The sequence below is a fragment of the Pseudomonas sp. B611 genome (assembly GCF_055407965.1).
The window spans coordinates 424,498-442,986 of record NZ_JBUZST010000003.1 but is presented as its reverse complement, the minus strand read 5'-3'; the positions used below and the strand labels follow the sequence as shown (position 1 = coordinate 442,986).

22 protein-coding genes are annotated in these 18,489 nt (G+C 58.2%); 1 reads left to right on the top strand and 21 read right to left on the bottom strand.

The window, feature by feature from the left end:
* Window positions 1-69: 69 nt before the first annotated feature.
* The 10 genes from ACZRMO_RS10280 to ACZRMO_RS10235 form a co-directional block, all read right to left on the bottom strand.
* The gene (locus tag ACZRMO_RS10280) at window positions 70-801 is read right to left on the bottom strand and encodes a hypothetical protein (protein ID WP_146036630.1); all 732 of its coding nucleotides are present in this window, start codon (window positions 799-801) and stop codon (window positions 70-72) included.
* Between the two features lie 233 nt (window positions 802-1,034).
* Window positions 1,035-3,776, bottom strand: a complete 2,742-nt coding sequence (locus tag ACZRMO_RS10275; protein ID WP_371359949.1) for a conjugative transfer ATPase — start codon at window positions 3,774-3,776, stop codon at window positions 1,035-1,037.
* Window positions 3,773-4,189, bottom strand: coding sequence for a TIGR03751 family conjugal transfer lipoprotein (locus ACZRMO_RS10270; protein ID WP_102879525.1), 417 nt, complete (start codon window positions 4,187-4,189; stop codon window positions 3,773-3,775). The genes ACZRMO_RS10275 and ACZRMO_RS10270 overlap by 4 nt, the downstream gene beginning before the upstream one ends.
* Complete coding sequence (locus ACZRMO_RS10265) at window positions 4,152-5,669, bottom strand: TIGR03752 family integrating conjugative element protein (protein ID WP_102879524.1); 1,518 nt, start codon at window positions 5,667-5,669, stop codon at window positions 4,152-4,154. The genes ACZRMO_RS10270 and ACZRMO_RS10265 overlap by 38 nt, the downstream gene beginning before the upstream one ends.
* Window positions 5,659-6,474 (bottom strand): TIGR03749 family integrating conjugative element protein, encoded by an 816-nt coding sequence (locus tag ACZRMO_RS10260; protein WP_102879523.1) that lies wholly within the window; start codon window positions 6,472-6,474, stop codon window positions 5,659-5,661. The genes ACZRMO_RS10265 and ACZRMO_RS10260 overlap by 11 nt, the downstream gene beginning before the upstream one ends.
* Complete coding sequence (locus tag ACZRMO_RS10255) at window positions 6,471-7,112, bottom strand: PFL_4703 family integrating conjugative element protein (protein ID WP_102879522.1); 642 nt, start codon at window positions 7,110-7,112, stop codon at window positions 6,471-6,473. Before ACZRMO_RS10255 ends, ACZRMO_RS10260 begins: the two co-directional genes overlap by 4 nt.
* Entirely contained in the window at window positions 7,109-7,522 is a 414-nt protein-coding gene (locus ACZRMO_RS10250; RefSeq protein WP_102879521.1) for a TIGR03750 family conjugal transfer protein, read from the bottom strand. The genes ACZRMO_RS10255 and ACZRMO_RS10250 overlap by 4 nt, the downstream gene beginning before the upstream one ends.
* 7 nt (window positions 7,523-7,529) lie before the next feature.
* Window positions 7,530-7,901 (bottom strand): TIGR03745 family integrating conjugative element membrane protein, encoded by a 372-nt coding sequence (locus tag ACZRMO_RS10245; protein WP_060738069.1) that lies wholly within the window; start codon window positions 7,899-7,901, stop codon window positions 7,530-7,532.
* A 17-nt stretch (window positions 7,902-7,918) separates the two neighbouring features.
* A complete protein-coding gene (locus ACZRMO_RS10240) occupies window positions 7,919-8,158 on the bottom strand; it encodes a TIGR03758 family integrating conjugative element protein (RefSeq protein ID WP_102879520.1) in 240 nt (79 codons plus the stop codon).
* Window positions 8,155-8,490: an integrative conjugative element protein, RAQPRD family gene (locus tag ACZRMO_RS10235; protein WP_102880068.1), complete on the bottom strand. Its 336-nt coding sequence runs from the start codon at window positions 8,488-8,490 to the stop codon at window positions 8,155-8,157. Before ACZRMO_RS10235 ends, ACZRMO_RS10240 begins: the two co-directional genes overlap by 4 nt.
* Before the next feature lie 299 nt (window positions 8,491-8,789).
* On the opposite strand from ACZRMO_RS10235, the gene ACZRMO_RS10230 reads away from it, so the two are divergent.
* On the top strand, window positions 8,790-9,371 hold the full coding sequence (locus ACZRMO_RS10230; protein WP_102880067.1) for a hypothetical protein: 582 nt from the start codon (window positions 8,790-8,792) through the stop codon (window positions 9,369-9,371).
* Between the two features lie 20 nt (window positions 9,372-9,391).
* Here ACZRMO_RS10230 and ACZRMO_RS10225 read toward each other — a convergent pair whose 3' ends face one another.
* From ACZRMO_RS10225 to ACZRMO_RS10175, 11 genes are all read right to left on the bottom strand, one after another.
* Window positions 9,392-10,123 carry a TIGR03747 family integrating conjugative element membrane protein gene (locus tag ACZRMO_RS10225; RefSeq protein ID WP_102879519.1) on the bottom strand — a complete coding sequence of 244 codons (732 nt, stop codon included), beginning with the start codon at window positions 10,121-10,123 and terminating at the stop codon, window positions 9,392-9,394.
* Between the two features lie 89 nt (window positions 10,124-10,212).
* Complete coding sequence (gene traD / locus ACZRMO_RS10220) at window positions 10,213-12,318, bottom strand: type IV conjugative transfer system coupling protein TraD (protein WP_102879518.1); 2,106 nt, start codon at window positions 12,316-12,318, stop codon at window positions 10,213-10,215.
* A 9-nt stretch (window positions 12,319-12,327) separates the two neighbouring features.
* Complete coding sequence (locus tag ACZRMO_RS10215; RefSeq protein ID WP_102879517.1) at window positions 12,328-12,843, bottom strand: integrating conjugative element protein; 516 nt, start codon at window positions 12,841-12,843, stop codon at window positions 12,328-12,330.
* Entirely contained in the window at window positions 12,840-13,388 is a 549-nt protein-coding gene (locus ACZRMO_RS10210; RefSeq protein WP_102879516.1) for a lysozyme family protein, read from the bottom strand. The genes ACZRMO_RS10215 and ACZRMO_RS10210 overlap by 4 nt, the downstream gene beginning before the upstream one ends.
* On the bottom strand, window positions 13,370-14,083 hold the full coding sequence (locus ACZRMO_RS10205; protein ID WP_102879515.1) for a TIGR03759 family integrating conjugative element protein: 714 nt from the start codon (window positions 14,081-14,083) through the stop codon (window positions 13,370-13,372). Before ACZRMO_RS10205 ends, ACZRMO_RS10210 begins: the two co-directional genes overlap by 19 nt.
* A 9-nt stretch (window positions 14,084-14,092) precedes the next feature.
* Window positions 14,093-14,761: a chemotaxis protein gene (locus ACZRMO_RS10200; RefSeq protein WP_102879514.1), complete on the bottom strand. Its 669-nt coding sequence runs from the start codon at window positions 14,759-14,761 to the stop codon at window positions 14,093-14,095.
* Window positions 14,758-15,300, bottom strand: coding sequence for a PFGI-1 class ICE element type IV pilus protein PilL2 (pilL2, locus tag ACZRMO_RS10195; protein ID WP_102879513.1), 543 nt, complete (start codon window positions 15,298-15,300; stop codon window positions 14,758-14,760). Before pilL2 ends, ACZRMO_RS10200 begins: the two co-directional genes overlap by 4 nt.
* A gap of 88 nt (window positions 15,301-15,388) precedes the next feature.
* Window positions 15,389-16,144: a DUF5983 family protein gene (locus ACZRMO_RS10190; RefSeq protein WP_102879512.1), complete on the bottom strand. Its 756-nt coding sequence runs from the start codon at window positions 16,142-16,144 to the stop codon at window positions 15,389-15,391.
* Window positions 16,145-16,196: 52 nt separating this feature from the next.
* Complete coding sequence (radC, locus tag ACZRMO_RS10185; RefSeq protein WP_102879511.1) at window positions 16,197-16,691, bottom strand: RadC family protein; 495 nt, start codon at window positions 16,689-16,691, stop codon at window positions 16,197-16,199.
* A gap of 100 nt (window positions 16,692-16,791) precedes the next feature.
* Entirely contained in the window at window positions 16,792-17,049 is a 258-nt protein-coding gene (locus ACZRMO_RS10180; RefSeq protein ID WP_102879510.1) for a hypothetical protein, read from the bottom strand.
* Between the two features lie 70 nt (window positions 17,050-17,119).
* On the bottom strand, window positions 17,120-17,701 hold the full coding sequence (locus ACZRMO_RS10175; RefSeq protein ID WP_102879509.1) for an STY4534 family ICE replication protein: 582 nt from the start codon (window positions 17,699-17,701) through the stop codon (window positions 17,120-17,122).
* Between the last annotated feature and the right edge of the window lie 788 nt (window positions 17,702-18,489).

Here is an 18,489-nt window from a genome sequence, read left to right as displayed (position 1 = left end):
GCTCCCCTAACACTTTCACTTAAACTCTCAATTTTGACCTTAGGCACCGATCATCAATGGGAGCTACTTTCACACTTCGGAACAGGGTTCTGTTGTGCATTGGAGTTTACGGCCTTTCAACACAAACTCGAGGGTTCGAAACTGCGTTGGGCAACACAAGCCGTCATTATCAGCATGCATCATCAGTTGCACGACGACACTCTCACCCTGAATAGATACGCTACGAATCTCTACCCTATCCCCCAAGACGTAAGCTTTCCCGTAAGCCCTTGCATTTCCTCTGTCATTGAAAACGGTGGCAAGGTAGTAGTAAATCCCACTGCCTCCTTCCGATGCCTGCAACACAGCGATGGCATCACCGTTACCGTCGCCATTAATATCGCCAAACGCATGGTCTACTAAATAAACGGCTATATCTTTATCGGGCAAATCACGTCCGGTGTCAGGAGCAAACTCACGCTTTCCGCCTTGCAACGTAATGAAATCGTCGTCAATTCTATACGTAAGATTTTTCAATACCTCCATCGAAATCGGAGGGTAGGTGATTGCGCCTGGTGGCTGGGCGCCAAAGCTTGCAATTGATACATATACCCAAGCCGCGATGCTTGAGAGCCCTAGGGTCAAAAAAGTGAACGCCGTGAACATGACGATCCAAAAGTTTTGTTTCTTTGTGAGGTTCGGAAAGATGACCTTTGCAATGATGTCACGGCCAACGCAAAGGGCCGCTCCAATAGCTAGTCCTGCCGGTGCTGCAATTGGTGCGACTGATTTGATTAGGTCGAGTGTAATTGTTGAAGACATAGGGGATGGCAGTGCCTAGCTATCGAGTTGATGCGGTGTGCTTGAGACTCCGCGTAGTTTGATGTTCAAGAAAGACTCTGCCGAACCACCCCTACTAGGTGTTTCACGGCCTATAGACAAGGCTCCTATCGCCCTGAGAGGGTGGCCAAGGGCCACTTGAGTATGCAAGATGCGCTAACTTGCATTGTCCAGTCAAGTTGCAAGAAAGGCAGGAGGATGCGTAAACAGATGTCCTACACAGGTTCTATTCCTCGCGCTCTATCGATCCGTTCAGCTACCCGGTAGGCCGCTTCCAACTCTGAGCAGCCGTTCTCCTGCATCAGTGTCCAGCGCTCGGCTTTTTCCTCGGGCTCCGTCATGGCCAGGGCGAGATAAAGGCTGGGCGGCACGGCCCGAAACAGCGTTTCGATCTTTTTCGACAGCACGACCCCCTCAGTGTATTTCCCCGGCTCCTTACTGGAGGAGAGCAACAAGGCTTTCTGTGCCAGCGTGAGCTTCTTGAACCGTGCGATTTCCTCAATCTCCGCGGGCGGCATGTTCAAACAAATCCACCATTCGATCATGTTGAGCATGGTCTGCGCAGCAGTGGGAAAGTCGGCAAGGTTTTGCGTCGCCAGCCAGAACCAAGCGCCGAGCTTGCGCCACATCTTCGTGCCCTTGACCACGAAGGGCGCCAGCAGCGGGTTTTTGGTGATGATATGGCCCTCGTCGGTGACCATGATGATCGGTCGCCCCAGGTATTGGTCGCGCTCGGCAAGGTTGTTCACGGTGTTCATCAGGCTGATGTAGCTGATGGACATCTGTGCCTCATAGCCTTCGCGAGCGTAAGTGGCCAAGTCGACAATGGTCACATCGCTCTCGGGCCAAGGTGTGCCCTCGCGATCGAACAACTCACCCTCGAAACCCTGACAAAACAGGTCAATGGACTCGCCCATTTCCTGGGCACGCTCACGACGCTTCTCCGGTAAGTGCGGGTCAGCAGCGACGCGCAGCAAGGCGTCGCGCACGTCGCGAGTCAGCACCTGGCGGCCCGCCGTGACGCAGGTCTGCGCCGCATCCAGGATGCACTCGCGGATCAGGCTGCGGTCGGCTCGACTCAGGCGGGCTTCTTCCTTGGCCTCGCCGCCGGTGATCATCAGCCGGGCGGTGATTTCCAATTCGCCGAGAATGTCGCGCTGGTCTTCGCGACTGGTTACCACCTCATCGTCCAGCTCATCGATCGACAGACTCGCCACCTGATCCGGCTGCTCGACCAGGCGCCTAGCATCAGTAAAGGGAGCGAGACTGACCGAAGCGCCAGGTTTCAATTGGACCTTATTGACCGACAGGCCCTGTGTCGCGAAGTAGTCGCCCTGCAAGCCGAATGAGTTACCGGCCTCGACGATAAACAGGCGAGGGCGGTACACCGCCATGACCTGCATCAGCAGGGTGACCAGGGTCGCCGACTTGCCGGCACCGGTGGGGCCGAACAACAGCAGATGACCGTTCATAGCCCGATCCAGGCGTGACAGAGGGTCGAAACTCAATGGCGAACCGCCACGATTGAACAGGGTGATACCCGGATGTCCTGTTCCTGTGCTGCGGCCCCACACCGGAACCAGGTTCGCCAGGTGCTGGGCGAATATCAGGCGCGTGTACCAGTTGCGCGTGTCTCGGGCCGGGTTGTAAGCCATCGGCAACCAACGCAGATAGCTGTTGCAGGCTGCGACTTCATCGCCTTCACGTACCGGTTGCAGCCCCGCGCCCAACAGCGCGTTGGCCAGGCTGACGGAGCGCTGGTGCAATTGCTGTTCATCGTGACCGCGCACGTAAAACGCCAGGGTTCCCCGATACAGCTTGTGCTGGCGGCCGATGATCGCGCGGGCTTCTTCGACATCCTGACGGGTTTGGGTCGAGGCCAGGTTTTCACCGATGGATTTGCGTGCCAAGCGGTTCAACTGATCCTCGAGCGCATCTTGCGGTTTGACCACCAGGGTCAGACTCATCACCGTGCCTTCAGGCAACTGGTCGAACAGGGCGTTCACCGCGTCACCCTTACGGGTTTCGCCAGTGAGTTGGCCAATCAAAGGTGCCCGCCGCAGCTTGTCCACCACCATGACCCGATGGGGTTGACCATCGAAGTACCAGAGTCCGTGCTGCACATTTGAACGCGGCTCATTGAAAAACAACCGTTCGGCGAAGTCGTGATCGAAAGGTAGTTCCAGCGACTCGCCGTTGCCTGACTCTGGATAGGCCACACGGTGATAGAACTCTTCGGGCGACTCATCGGTGAGCCTGGGTGCTGGATTGAACCAGGGCAACAACCAGGCATACAAATCTCGCCCATCGACTCGCGTTGATTGCACTCCGCACGCCTGCAACGAAGCACCGATACGTTCGCAAGCCTGTTGCAGGGATTGCAACGGGGTGAGTCCCGTCTCTTCAGCGCCAGACTCGAGCCAGCGATAGACCACCAGGCGCACCCGGCGGTTATTGCCTCGCCAGGGTAGGCGTGTCACAACCTTATCCTCAAACAGGCCACCGGGCTTGGCGATGGCCTTTAGATGACGGCGGCTGAGCTCCAAATACGCCTCGGTGAAGGCCGTGCCTCGTGCGCTGTCCTGAATGTAATCGGTAAGCCGGGACAGGTAGGTTGTGAAGTCGTTGTCGTCCTGGCAGAAAAACTGCGCCACCCAAGGCGATTGATCCAGCTCGTCAAAGCTGTCTTGCAGGGCATCCTCAAGGGCATCGCGGGCTGCCATCAGCCAATCAGGTTCGCGCCCTTCGGTGCCAACGGGCAGTAACTCAAACACCGCGCCCACCGAGCGATTGTCATCGAGCAGAAAACACTGCTCGGTGTCGAGGTACTCGACCCACGGCAGGTGATCGGTGAAGCTGGGGTTGTGCGCGTAGAGTGCGGCTTCGTCGGCTAAGGTCGCGCGAGGGCGCAAAGGGGTGCGCCAGCTTTTCCACGCGGGAGTGCCGGTTCGCATCATAAGTCTTCCTGACGTTCACCAGGTAATGCGTACTGCACACGTTGGTAGAACGGAAAGACGGTCGAGTAGCCCGGGACCGGTGCCTGCTCGGTACCACTCAAATGCGGATACACGTACAGCACTAGATCGGGATTGGGCAGGCGAGGGAACAGGTTGCGGATCTCGTTCGCTGCGGTGCGCGTATACGGTTCCTGGAGAGCCGCGGAGACATCTGCCTGAGCCAGCGGGCGGCGTAACTGCTGTCGAGCATCCAGCAGTTGCTGCTGAGTACCTTGCGAACCGGCGCCGTTCCAGATATCCATCATGGTTTGCTCGCCATGGGGCAGCAGCGTGTCTTTGTCGGTGGAACACCCCGTCAGGACCCAGCAGAGCAAGCTAATCCAGGTCAGGCAGGGAAGCATGGTCTTTTTCATGGTGAACGCTCCGGCCCTTGGGCTCGTAGTCGATGGTGATCTCATGGTCGAGGTGCAGTGCGACCTGTGCTGCAGGTGGCACGTACACGGCAGCAAAGGCTTCGCCATACAGTTTGTTGACCCACTCGCGGACGTCGCTGACCCCACCACTGAGAATTGAATTCAGTGCGCTATTGCCACTGCTGCTGGTGACCCCGAAGGCACTGCCGCCCGAACTGATCACGCTGCTGTTGTTCTGCTCATTCCCGAGCAAGGCAGCAACACCCGCGCCGGCTGCAGTGATCAGGCTCTGGCTGCCGAGGTACTGCTGTGCGTTCGAGCGGCGCTCGCCGGCAATGCAAGGAATGCCATACGGATCGGACAGGTAACCGAGCCCACCGCGGATCTTGTCGGTGTTTGAGCTCTGGGTGGTGGAGGCGTTTCGGCTGGCTACCGCCTTCGGCTGAGGCACCGTACGGATGGTGCCATCGGTAAACACAAAGGTGATCGACTCGACCTGTCCGCGTACGCACGACAGGGTCCAATCCCCGGACGCCGTGCCGCTCATCACGGCCCCCGCAATGTCTGGCAGGTCGATGCCGTTGGCGGTCAGGTTCTCCGGACCGACCAGCACCTTGAAGGGATAAGGATCATTCACTGTTCCGTCCACCGGGACTCGGCCGATCATCGCGGTCATGGCGACCGAGCCCATCAGCGTGGCGTTTTCAGGAATGGTGTAGACCGGCTTCGCGCCCTCGGTACGATCAGCGGATCGTGTCAGGTCACGCTCACCCTTGCTGACTGCACGTAGCTGTTTCTGGCTACGATCAATCGCGTTATCTTTCAAGCCTTCCAGCGAGTTGAAGGTGGTAGGCAGACTCAGTGCGGAGGCGGACTTGGTTTTGCCTCGGGCGCCGGTGGGCTGAGCATCCGAAGGTTCAATCCACTGCAGTGCATCATTGGCAGAATGCTGCCCTTCGAACTGAGCACCGTCACCCGGCTCAAGCCCCAATCCGATAGGTATGTCCTTGCCTTTGCCGGTCAGCCCCGACAACTGCTCCTGCAATTGCGTCAGCAGACCACGGGCCTGACGACTGTCTTGTTCTGCTTTGAGTCGGGCCTCGTTGGCTTGGCGTCGGCCTTCGTCGACCTGCTGGGTTACGCTGCCAAGCGCTGTCTGGATACGCGAATCGACGCTGTTTTCCCGCTCGCGCAGGCGGTTGTTCTCCGTCTGCAGCGACTCGTTGTGTTTCTTCAGGCCGAGCATGTCACTGCGCATGGCCTTCACCTGCCCGACCAGCGTGGCGACCGTGTCGCGTGGGGTATCGCCAGCAATGCCGAGCGACTTGGCTTGCTCGGCGGATAACTGAATATTTCCCTGATCAACTGGGTGCTCTGGAGAGGGCGTGCTGCCACCCGCGACCCAGCTTTTCAGGATGATCAGCACCACGCCCAGCAGCGCAGCCGGTACCAGCCATTTGAGCAAGGCGTTAGCGCTCATGGCCGCTACCTTGCGTAACAGATGGGATCAATAGGACCGCTTGTTCGAGGCCGGCACCGAGGGTGACGAGGTAGGTAATCGTGGTGTCTTCAGCATTGCCGACAGGTCCGAGGAAAGCATGCTGGAAGGCCGCGGCGAACAGCTTGGCCTGAAGCCGGCGCGGATCGAGTTGCACCGTCTCTGAACCACGATTGCGCAACTTCACCGCCGTCACCCAGTAATCACCGAGTCTCCAGGCGGCGATGGGCGTGCTGGACACGTTTTCGGTCGGCAGCAGGGTCGGCAGTTCGGTGCGCAGCTTGAGCGGTACGCGGCGTACACCGGGTAGGGATTCTACGGTGCGCAGCGGCGCGTACAGGCTCTGTGCGGCGTAGCGCGTCAAAGCGACCGGGATCGGCGTACGTTCTGGAATAGGTGCGGTGCTCGATTCCGCCTCGGTAGCCTGCACCGGAGCATTCTTGAGAATACGCACGGGCTCCAGCGGTTGATCGCCAGGGGTGGCCGCGATATCCAGGAGGATGATCTCGCCCGTCGTGACCGATTGCAGTTGCAGTCGGGTCGGTGCAATGGCTTCCGACGCTCGCAGGTACAGCGTGCCGCCGGTTGATTGCACGCGCAGCTTGCCCGTCAGGGTTGAGGGCAGGCCGACTCGAACATCCTCATCGATAAAGACCACCCGTTCCTGATTGATCACCAGAGGGACCGCGAGGGGGAGGCGTTCCCAGTGCATCAGTTCGACGGCCTGCGCCACAGCTCCCCATGTAGTCAGTGCGACGGCGAGTCCCAGGGTAGAAATCCGCTTCATGGCTCACCTCCAGGCAGGGAGATTTTTTGGGGAGTGCCCTGATAACAATCCAGTGCCAGCCCCCACTTATTGCGTTCGGCGTCCAGATCAAAACGCACCACGCGCAATGGATACCGCACCACCACCCGTTTCACCGGTTCGGCGGCGTAATATTCATCGGCATTGAGATCGAGCTTGACCAGCCAGCTGTCGCGGTCGAGTTGCTTGACCCTGAGTTCCGGATCCTCGCTGTAGCCTCGGCCCAGAATTTCGTAGACGCCACGCACCCGCTGGCGCAGCTCGCCGGCGGCCTTACGGTACTCATAATCACCGTCGAGAAAGGCCTTGCAGGCGGGGGTCAGGTAGGATTGCAAGCCATAGATGGCGCGGCGATAATCCTGCTCGCCATCCGAGGGCCAGCGGTTGAGTTGGCCAAAGATGTACAGGGCAAAGGCATAGATATTCTCTGGGGGGACATCCCACCACTTACGCGTGCTGCCCGAGCGCAGATCCGGGGGGACATGCACCGTCAGATCGGTCGGTGCCGAGCGCCAGCCATACCAAAGTCCGGCACAGACCAGGGCCAAAATCACTACCGCCAGACGCAGGCTGAAGATGTGGGCCTGTTGGGCATCCACCTTGTTTCGAAATCGGCTCATGGCTGCCACCGGGACAGGGCAGGGCGCAGCCGACGCGAACGGCGAACCGTCCAGGCGCCGGAGTGCAGGATCAGACTTCCGCGACCCAGGCGCCAACGGCTGGCCAGTACCCATTCGAGTTTGCGGTACAACCAGGTCTCTGGCCGGGCCCGTTTGGCCCGACGCAGTAGTGTGCCACCGGCAAATAGCACCACCGCCATGCCTGCGATCATGCTGGTTGGCGCCACGGCAATGGAGACGGTGGCGATCGCCAGAGGAACACCCAGCACCAGGCCGACAAGTGCGCCGGCACCGAGCGCCACCCACATCTCATCATTGGTCAAACCACGCAATACGGCAGGATCACGATTGAGTCGCTCTGGTAGAAAAACCAAAGTGCCGTCGGCAAGGTGTTCGATAGCGTCATTCATGCCAACCTCAAAGAATCGCGGCAGCCTTGGTCAGGAACCAGATGATGATCACCACCAACAGAGCACCGATACCGACCACCGCACCCAAGTCCTTCCAGGTCTTACGCTGGTTTTGCACGTCGGCGTACACGGTCAACGAATGCCAGGCCACCCCCAAGAAAGCGAGCAGGGCAATCAGCAGACCGAGCAGGATGCCGCCGTCGTAGGCGTAGTTTTTGATCGTCTCGATCAACCCGGAACCTTCACCACGTGAAGGAGCTTCCATAGTCGGTAGTTCGGCAAAAGCCAGGCTTGGACCGAGTACTAACAGCAGACCGATCAAGCGCTGGCTAGCGCGATCACGCAGATTGTTTTTCAGGGGGGCAAGGCACTTGAGCATGACGGCGATCTCCGGGGTTAGGACAAGGTGAAGAACATCAGAACCAGCAAGGTGAGCAGCACGCGCGCGGCGCTGCCGCCAAACGCGCCGAAGCGCACACTGCCTGTTGCCCAGCCCCGGTAAGCCGTCCACATCACCCAGGCACACCACAGCAAAACCAGGACGAGAACCAGGGACAGCCAGAGCGTCGAACTGCTCTGCGGTGAGAAGCCGGAGGCGTTTTGAAAGGCAGCGGTCTGCGCGTCGGTCATGCTCATGGCGACGGCTCCGGGGGCGGAGTGTCGAGGCGGTAATCGCCGACCAGCTCACCAGGATCGTGAGGTTGAGCACGCGAGGGCGACAGATAGTTCTGCATTCCTTGGCGAATGCGTTGGATGTCCTGAGACAGGCGGGGATAGTCGAAGCGATAGCGTTCGTTTGGTTCAGAGGTCCTGGCTACCTTAGCTTGCGCCGCAAGGCGCTCAATAGCATCGAGCTGCTGCTGAACTAGGCTGAGCTGTTCGCGCTCATGAGCAGATGCGGCATAGCCGCCGCTATGGAACGTCATCAATATGAGCAGCGTGCAGATTCGGAAAAATGTAGTCGGCATGTGGATAGCCCATTTGGAGATGGGGCCAGCATTCAACTAACGTCCAGAACTCAGCAGTAAGAAACACGAAACACGCAGCGTCATTTTATTTCGATACAGTCTCTGATCGTGTACCGAGTTCGAACATCGTATCGAGAGCTACGAAACGCGGAAAAATGACACGATTGGACCGCAAGTACAGCATTGGTTACTCATGAAAAACGATAAGTAGCCGTTAACGTTTGATTCCGCTAACAACATTGTTAGCGGGGCGCAGATAAGCGCGGACGAAATCAGTTAACGAAGAGTGATTGCAGAGAGTGAACATCCAACAAGCAATTCGGCGGTATCGTATTCGACAGGCCGTGGGCGTCTCCTTGATGGTCTTCGGGGCGCTATTTTATTTGGTTTCATCGTTGATTTTTCTGCACCATCAAGCAGAGATTCTCGCGAGCACAAAAATTTTTGGGCATTTTGGAGGGGTTGTGCAAAATTTAGTAGCCGATGTTTACCAGGCCACATCACCCTACATCGGTTTTGTATGGGAGCACGCGCCTACCCTCAGCCAGGAAAACCCGCTCAGCTATGGAAATTTGCTGTTTTTCGGTTTGCTGGGTGTGATGATTATTGGAAAGCAAATTCTCCTTTCCGCTAGCCAACTCAAGAGGCGTGTTCAGGTTCAACTCGAACGTCTTGAGGAAGCTCAGTGGCGCAACTCGATGCAAAATGGAGCAGCCACCCAACTCAACGCAAATCAGATCGGGCAGATCAATTTTTATCAGCAGTCTATGCCGCCGTCCCCTAGCGGTGATTGGTGGCAGCGGCCATTGGGTATTGTTGGTTTGTCTATTATTGGCGGTTATGTCGTCGCTATTTTGGCCAAATTCACCGGAATGGTTTAACACGTCAGCGTTACATTTTATTAAATGTATTTTTTAAACGTCGCCGCGGTGATAGCTGTCGTTGCTCCGAGCATCACTGCGCAAGGCAAAAAAATGGCCATGGGATTGAGCGAAAAGGGCAATGACAGGTAAATGATCCAGGGCACGATCAGCAGCGGTAGCACTGCTCGTTTAGCGCGGTGATAGACAAAACTGCTTTCTCGCCCGGCTCCAAACTTGCGCAGGTCGCGGCGCATCAAACCATCAACAAAACCGGAGAGCGTGGCCAACAAAAATAGTGGTGTGGCCAGGACTAGAATCGTCAGGCGCACCACGAAGGTAAAGGTCACATACACTGCGGCCACTACGAAATCCTCAATGCTCACGTAGAGTTGGTTGATCCAGCCCCAGATGCCGTTGCCCTGGCTCGACATCCGCGCCTGCCGGGCAAAATCCGCAAAGCCAGTCTTAACTAATAGCCATTGATTGAGAAAATCCAGCCATTGAACAATCGTCTGTCCAGGTTGTTGGAGGATGAGAGAAGATTTGAAGTGCTCACTCAGCCAGCCCAGTTCGTTCGCCAACATGGCTTGGCTGTGCCGCCAACCCTGATCGGCCCAGAACAGCAGCAAGCCGGCGAACTCGGTGAGGATCGAGAATAGCAACGAGGCAATCAGCAGTCCGATGATGCGCAGGACCAGGCTGATCGCCGAGGTGAACAACCCCGGGCGCTGGATCGGTTGTGGCGGCGTGTTCTGGACGGAAGTCGCCATCGTTCACTCCATTGCGCGCTGCAGTGTTGATGTCGTCATGAGGCCTTCTGGATAGTTTTTGCTGAATCGAAACCTGTGCCAGGGGCGGGCTACCCCACCTGATCCAGATCGAAGTTTGTTGTTGGGCCGCCACCGCTTGCGCTCCACCATTGCCCCGCCTGCTCGTTGTAGGCGGCCCGCATTCGCTGGGTGAGCTCCTGCAGGTCCTTGGGCATGGCATCGTCGTTGGAGGGTTTTGGCAAAGGCATTCGGACTTTCCAGAGCTGCCCACCGGCCTGGAAGGAGAACATTTGCCCCTTGGGCAAGCTGACGATGTGAGCGGGCTCGATCAACGGCACGCTGGTGCTGCTGACGCGATCTTGCGAGGATGAGGTGAAGTCTGTATTGGCCTCAGGATCGGAGGTGTCGGTGGCACCGGAGACCAGGGTTTTGGTCAGTACGTTGACCTTGGGCAACTGTTGGGTGAGTAGTTCAGCAGTGGCGGTCTCGCGTACCCGGAGCATCTGCAAGGTGTTGAAGTTACCAATGACCTGGCCAGCCTTGGCGCGGTTGCCGATTCGCGCTTCGATATCGCTGAGGGTCTGGGTGTAGGCCGTCACCTGGATGCCGGCCCCGCCACCCTTATTGATCAGTGGGATGAACTCATCGCCCATCAACTCGTTGAACTCATCGGCGTGCAGGTTGATCGGCAACTTGTCACTGCTGCTGCCCGATGCGGGTAGGCCATGGTCAATTCCATGTTTGTAGATGTGCCCCGCGACCGAGACCAAATCGGCGAACATGGAGTTGCCCACAGCAGCGGCCACCTCGGCGTCGGTCAGTGCATCCAGGCCGATATAGACGATGCCACGTTTTCGGATGATCTGCATCCAGTCGAAGATTGGCCGCGGGTCCTCTAAATCGGTGTAGTTGGGGGCCAGTAACTGGGCGGTCTTGCCGGTGGTGAGTTTCTCCAGCAGCGGCAGTAGCGAGGCAACGATTTTATCGAAGTACGTACGGTCATATCGTACCGCCGAACGCAGTCCGTCCATTACCGGATCAAATACACGCTTCACCGCCAGGTACTGCTCGATGGCCACCACACGCTTTTCGCGCCCGATCATATGCCGGGGAATGTTTTTCTCGGTGAGCTTGCCTTCAAGCTGGACGATCACCTCCCACGCTTTCGGATCAGTCTTGGCGAAAAACTGCTGGGCGTATTCGATGAACAGTGCGTCGATGTTGACCACATGTCGCTGGATCTGCAGGTAGTCCGGACGTCGGCCCAGCTCGATCAGGGCGCGGGCGATGATGTTGACGAAACGCCAGGCGAACTCACGGAAGGCCGCAGAGTTCCCTTCGCCACTGAGTTGCCCAGCAATGCGTGACGCCACTTCCGAGATGCGACCGAAACGTCCCACGGCGTTGTAGCGGGCGGAGATTTCTGGCCAGCCCAGATGGAAGACATAAAACTCCTTCTCCCGACCGGCTCGCTTGGCTTCGACGTACATGCGTTTGAGCAGGTCGGCATCACCCTTCGGATCGAAGACAATCACCACTTCATGTTCGACGCGGTGAATGTCCTGGGTGATGTACACCTCGGCGAGTCGCGTCTTGCCGACACGGGTAGTGCCCAGCACCAGGGTGTGTCCGACCCGTTCGCCCAGTGGCAGACTGACCTCCGTTTCGTTGGGCTCGACCCCATGCAACAGCGGCGAGCCACCTACTGGGGGCAAAGGGCGCAACGGATTGAAGGCACTGTCCCAAGCGGTGACACGGGCCAATGTGGAGAGCGGAAACGGTGCATGTTCCAGGCGGCGTTCGAGACCGCGTGCCAGACGATAGCGAGTCGGTTGGTCGATATAGTGAGCAACAGCCGGATCCTGGGCCTCGACCAAGCGCTGGGTGTGCAGGCGGGTCCAGCGAAAGCCGCGACCCATAAACAAACGCTTACGGCTGACCGGAATCTGCCGACTGGTCAGTTCGTAGCGGGGCAGCCGGCGGATATTGCGCCGATAGCGTAACACATCCCAGGCTTGTCGCAGCCGGATCAGGCCGAACAGGGCATAGGCCAGCGCTGTAACCAGACCGATCTCGGGTGACAGGGCCACAGCCCAGGGCGAGTACACGCACAACACCGCGGCAGCGATGCAGATCGCTACGGTGTACAGCTCCACCGCTGGCCGGAGCTTGGACTCCATCGCATGCTCGGCCATGACCTGGACTCACTGTTCCAGTGAGGTGGCAGTTATCAGGACGGGATAGTGCTCAATCTGCAGGCGGGTGGCGATGTCGTTGCCGTTGACCGGCAGGATGGTGATGCCCGGAGCGGCTGCTCGAATCCGGGCCAGGGCTTCAGCATCGGCCACTTCGACGGCGAGGCCGGCTGCGCCCATTTCGTGCAGTTCAGTCGCACGTTGATGCAGCCAAGCCCGCGAACGGGGATCGTCGCCCACCAGAAAGAAGGGTTGTAGGCCAGGCATGTTCAGGGTACGAGATGCGATCTGGCCGGGGCTCAAATGGGAGCTGCGGACGGGCAGTATCCAGGCTTCATCGGCAAACGTGGACAGGTCCGCCTGCATGACGCGATCAGGCTGGGTCTTGTTGTTTATTGGCGTCCTGGAACCTTGAAAATGGGGCCGGGTGAAGTCGCTAGGCTGATCCCCGGCTACGGTCAGTTCCGGCTGGGCGAAAGGAGCCAAGAGCAGGATGAAATAACAGATAAGGAATATTCGCTTCATGGCGGTGTGCCCTGTTTGAAGGAAACCTGCAGTCGTTCGAGTTGTCGGGAAAAGCCGGCGCGGTAACGCGCGGCTGGCGTTCCTCCTGCCGGGCGGTGATAACGTCCGGCAGCCAACACCCAATCACCTGTGGCAGCGTGATGCTCCTGCAACAGCGCGGCGGTCACGGCGAGATTTCGGTAGGGATCGAGAGCGTCACAGGGGCTGGAAAAACGTTGTCCCAGGTAACCCAGGTTGGTTTGTCCGAGACCGACATCGACCCGCTTGGCGTCATGCCGGGTGAGCGCTTGAAGCAAGGCGTGACAGGCGGCCTGGTGAGTGGCGAAGCGGTAGGGTGTTCCGGCGATGTTCAGGGTCCAAGGCCAGGGCAGCAGTCGACCACGGACGCGGATACCACTCTCCTGCAGGACAATCGCGAACAGCACCGTAGAAGGGATGTCGGCGTCATGCGCCGCCAGTTGGTAGGCCGGAGGCGGAAGTTCGTCAGCCTGGACGGCGAGCATTGTCAGCAGGAGCGCAATAGCACTCAGTTGAGGCGTTGCCATTTTCCATTCACCTGTTGAAATGTGGCAGGCAATGGCCCCGGAGCACCCAGGTTGAACCAGCGACCACGGTCATGGTTCAGGGTGATCTGCCGGCGTTGAACCTTGGCCGGATCGATGTCCGCTTGCCGAGCCCAGCTACGGACGCGTTTATCCTCGCCTTGGCTGCCCACCAGATAGATATCGAACGCCGTGTCGCCGCTTTGCAGACGCTGCGCTTCGGCGGTGCACGCTGGGCAGTGGTCCTCCACAAACAGGGCTTGGCGCGGCACGACCGATGAGCTGCCAGGGGACGCCGCGCCCTGGATCGGCTGCAGCCCGGGAAACAGCTTGGCCCAGGCCGCGGTGTAAGCGTTTTGGTAAGCCAACTCGCGCTCGGCGCGTTTGGCTTCCAGCGCCACCTGTAATTCGGCATAGCGCTGGCGCTCTTGGTCGGTCTGGGCCTCGACCCCGAGTGCGGTCAACGGATCGAGGTTCGGGCTCCAGAAGCTGCGCGGGCCGGCTTGGATCTGTTCGAAGCGCGTCCACTCCTGCTCCGTCAGACCCCAGCTCGCCGCCTGTTCAGAGTCAGAGCGCCCCAGCGGAGCAGACTGCGTGTCCTGGGTCCGTGACTGTGTCGTGACGGGGTTGCCCATCGCAGCGCCCATGGCCAATAGCGAAGCGAGACAGACGACGGTGGGCAGTAGCGCTCTGTTCATGATCGCTTCTCAAGGGAGGTGCACGGTCTGGTCTGGCTGAGCGGCCACCGCGAAGATAGCTGAGTTCGGCTCCAGCACTTTCAGGTGCCAGGTACCGAACTGCTCGCCGCTGTGCAGCAGCCGAACATCCATGAGCGAGCGACTGTCATGAGGTGCCACCGCCAGAAAACGCTCACCACCGCGGAACTCGACGCTCAACACTGAGAACGGTGGCGAGAGCGATACGGGCTTGGGGCGAGCGGTCTTTTTCGGTTTAGTCGCGGAAGGCGGCGGTGGGGGTGATGGCTGGGGCTTGTGCTCGTGGAACTGCTGCTCGACCTGTTCAAGGCTTGCGCGCAGCGCTGTCAGGTCTGCCGCGGTGGCGCGGGTTGCCAGACCGTCGCGCAGTTCCTGTATTTCTTGCGCCCATTGATCTAGCATCGGATCGAGGGTATTGGCCTGTTGCTCGCCGTTATCGACCATCTGCTTCAGGTCTTTTAGCGCGTACTGCAACTGCTCCTGTGCGTCCTTGAGGGCGTTTGAATCACGTTGCAGAGTGTCCAGGGTTTTTAGGTGTTGGGTGTTCGTACTCTGTAGCTCGGCCACACGTTTATACTGGTTATATAAAACCCCGCTCAGCCCGGCGGCCGCCAGACAAAGCAATCCAATAATGAAGGTTTGTAACGTCGAGGCTTTCATGGATGTGCCTCCGCCTGATGGTACGAGTTGGGTGTGACCCGCACGCTGCCGACATCAGCTTTCTGCTGTTCGAAGCAGACCGAACGGCCGACTTCATCGGCCGTGAGTTGCCAGGCGGGGCCAGCCAGCACTTGTAGCGCGCGGCGCAAAGGGATCGGGCCCAGCCGGTAATGGGCTGCGGGCAGGGGCCGGGTGAACAGCACCTTCACCGACGCAGTATCTGCGCAAAGCGCATAACCCGAACGCTGCAGCACGTAGTGCAGCGCCTCCTGTACCGAGGGGTTCAGGCTGGGCGGGATATTCACTTCAATGATTTGGGCAAGAAGATCGCGTTGTTCCTTGGTGGGCTCGGTGTTGACCAGCGTGTAGCGGCCATAACGAAGCTCTGCCGGATGGCATTCTTCGGCTATGCCCTTCGAGTGCTGGGGCCGATTGGAGCCACTGTCGATCTCTGGATTGGTCGGCAACGGGTTGGGGATTTGCGCGGTGCAGGCGCTCAACAAACCCAGCATGCAGACAGGCGTGAAAAAACGCTCCATGGAAGAAACCTCATGTCAGATTCAGTGCAGAACCTGACATGAGGTGAAGGAGCGATTCAGTGAGAAAGTTGATTCAAGGTGGGTCGTGTTAACGCTGAACACGTTGCTGTTCAACGAAAATGGCGAGCCCATCCAAGACGGCAGCGTCGGGGTCGAAGATCAAGAATCGCACATCCACCAATGCCGCCATATACAGTACGTTGACCAAGGCTTCCGGCGTACAGGCATCGAGTTGCTCCTGCCTCAGCGATGAGTAAGGACAGCCCTCGATTTTCTCCAGGTTATCGTCGGTCCAAGGCGTGCCAATCAGCTTACACCCGACGCCATTGCAGTCCGCCAGGGTAAAGGGTTCGAACAGCAGACCAGTTGGTTTGAAGTCGAAATTGCTAGCCCGGCGCTCCAAATAGCGCAATGCTTCTTCAGTGAGGTGTGCGGTACTGATCTCCCAGGTTCGACTGTAGTGTCCCGTCTCGAAGCTCAAGCAATGGATCATTGCTTGAGCATCTTCCCGGGAGTACAGATCGCCGACATGATGCCGCTCGTTAAGCATTTCGCCCATCACGGCGTAGATCACTTGGCGCACCAGTCCGGTTGATTGGAAGCGTTCATCCAACTCCTCCGGAATGGATTGGCCTTCGCTGATCAAGGCGAAATCGTCATTGAGCAGGCAGGGTAACAGTTGCAACTCATTGTCGGGCAGATGGGCTTGTGAGTCGTGCAGGGGTCGAAAGCAGGGAGGGCAGTCGTCTTCGTAAGTGATCAGTAGTCGACGTTCAATATGCAGGTTGTCGTAACCGCGAGAAAATGGGTTTGAGCCTTGCAGCAGGGCTGGGGTTTGGTTCATGAGGGTTCTCCAGAATGGAAATGAACAAGGCGCCCGTAGGCGCCTGTGAGGGTTAAAGCCAACCGTATTCGGCAAGGGAGAGAGGATGACCTTCTCCCACGATGAAGTGATCCAGTACGCGCACTTCGATTAAGGCTAAGGCCTCCTTCAGCCGTGCCGTCAGCACGCGATCCGCCTGGCTGGGTTCCGTGCACCCTGAGGGGTGGTTGTGAACAAAAATGGCGGCCGCAGCGTTATGCGCCAATGAGCGTTTAACGACCTGTCTGGGGTAAACGCTGGCCCCATCAATGCTGCCGTGAAACAGGACTTCGAACGCCAACACGCGGTGCTTTGCGTCGAGAAAGATCACACCGAAGACTTCATGCTCTTGTTGCGCAAGGTGCAGTTTTAGGTATGAGGCCACAGTATCAGGCGACGTCAGGTTAGGGCCGCGGGCGAACAGCCGACGATCCAGAATATGCAGCGCTTCGTCGATCACCTGGTTTTCTTGGACGATACGATCAGCTTCGAAATCCGAGGTTTCAATCAGTGTGAGTTGGGTGCTCATGGGGGTACCTCCGAAGGGAACAATCAGGGGTACACGCCCGAGGGGAGTGGTGTCCCCAAGGTGGATATAGAGTCGCGGGCCTTAGCAGATGGCGCGCTGTTTACAGCCGAGTGAATCGGTGGCGTTGACCGTGCAGGGGTGAACCACAACCGTCACAGGGAAATGGGGAAAAGGCTTTTATTCCCCAGCCGGCTTCGGGATCAAAGTCGGCACTGATGGGCATCAACCGAACCAGCCCACATTGCATCGCGGCGATGCGTTCCCCGGTTTCATCCGTCGTGTAGTAGAGCGATAACGTGCTGTAGTCCTCGTAAGCCGCCGCGAACAGGCAGTCGTCGCAAAGCCAGAAGGATTCCATGTGGGTTCTCCTGTGCTAATTGAAGAAAAGGCGCTCGAGGGAGCGCCTTGATGTGTACATCGTGGACTGTTCAGGCGGACTGAACGGTACGGGGGGCGTCACGGCGGGCCGTGCGGGGAGTGGGTTGAGATTCAGGTTCGACCTGAGCCTCTGTTGGGTTAGCGGTCTCCTCGGCGTCGACATCAGCCGACGTTAGAGAGGGTTCATTGATCGGCGCTTGCTCAGCAGGTGCTGTTGCTTCCTGCCTGGCGGGCGCTTTGTATTCGAACGTGCCGTTGACTTTGATCCAGTCGATGAACAGCAAACGACCTTTCAGGCTGGCGCCCGGTTGGCCTTGTTTAACGCCTTTCTCGTAGAGAAACGGATCGATCCACAGGTCGCCGATACGGAACGACAGCAAGACCTTTTTCTCGGCTTTGACGGCGTCCATATAGAGACGAATCAAGCGTTCAGCTTCACCCCCGGCGACTTTGCAGTCGAAACGGGTGTACTCCACCGCATCGGTTGCACCGTGTAGGGCTGCAATATCGCAGGCCATGAATGGCTGACCGCGGCGGACTTGTACTTCACGAACACGGTTGAGGTAACCGATACCGACGGTGTGCAGATTGAAGTAAGTGGTCGCTTCTTGGGATTGGTTGGCGTGGGCCATGGTGGTTCTCCTGTTTCATGGGAAAACGGCGACGCACAATCCCTGACGGGGATGTGAGCCCCCGTCAGGGTGGGTAGGTGAAGGCGAGCAATGTACAACTCGTCACCGGCAATCCGATGACGATCAGAACGATGCGTCCGGGGAATAGCGGTGAAGCAGAAGAGAATCCGCAGTAGTGGTCTGCGGATCTGGTGTAGTGGGCATTCATCACCGCCGAAGCGGTAACCGCGCGAGCTTCCGAACGCTGATCGCACTTGGGTAAACCACCACGAACGTGGCGTAGCCTTGAAGGTTCAAGCTACCTGGGCTGGGCTGTCGACGACAGCGAACCACGCCCTTTGTATAAGCCTGTAACAGGGGGGCGTCAAGACGCTGCAACCCGTTTTTTTAAGGCTGGAATACGGTGGCAGTCACTGGAATTAAGAAAATGAAAAAAATGAAGAGTGGGCCCGGCTGGGCGCCAGGCGAGGAAGAGAAAAGCCACCTTTGGCGGTCTTACGCAGTCGACAAGCTCCTCGCAAAACTTGGTTGAACTGCGCAATGATTCGCCAACCGACCCTTGTCGTGGCCTGGGTCGGAACATGCTGGCACGCATCCGCGCACAAAGGGTGCCCCCTTCTTTCCCCGGTGGGCTCCGGGACTGAATACGATCGCAGAAGCGGATGACCGCTATTGCCGGATAGAGGCAACAGTGGTCATCCGCCACCACAATCAGGTCGAGCAAAAAACGGGAATTAAATTCCGCAGAATAGGAGGCTCCGAACTCGAAGAGTTCGACCGAGCTGCCC